General features: G+C 33.7%; 1 protein-coding gene. It reads left to right on the top strand.

The annotated features are described in order from the left end of the window. Positions 1-273: hypothetical protein (locus tag KP705_RS18815; RefSeq protein ID WP_215765407.1), on the top strand; the 273-nt coding region annotated here is incomplete at its 5' end. Positions 274-392: the final 119 nt, after the last annotated feature.

Below are 392 nucleotides of genomic sequence, written 5' to 3'. Positions count from 1 at the left end.
TTGCGTTGTCTTCCTTCGCATTCTTCTTTGTTTTTGGATTACATAGAAAGCAGGGGATATGGTTTTTTAAGATTCAACGAATATTTGAACGATGACGAGGATGATTTTTGTTACGAGTGTGTTTTTGTTAATGACAATAAAGATGAGATACGCCTTTGGGTTAAAGATTTAGAAGAATGTGACAAGTATGGTTTGTATTCTAGTATCGATAATTTAGATTTGGAAAATTGTTCGTCTGATGATTTTAAAACAAGACTCTCAACTATTTGCTAGAAATTTTTTGGATCGTTGTCATGAGTTATCAATTCGCACATTTTGAGATGCTGAGTCGTAAATTGCTTGTAAAGCCTTCCTACAAGGCAACGAAGTCTAAGAAGTGGAATATTAAAGAC

The organism is Gluconobacter sp. P1D12_c (genome assembly GCF_018812105.1).
GTDB classification, from domain to species: Bacteria; Pseudomonadota; Alphaproteobacteria; order Acetobacterales; family Acetobacteraceae; genus Gluconobacter; species Gluconobacter oxydans_A.
The sequence above is the reverse complement of the archived record's forward strand: the minus strand, read 5'-3'. Positions and strand labels throughout refer to the sequence as shown.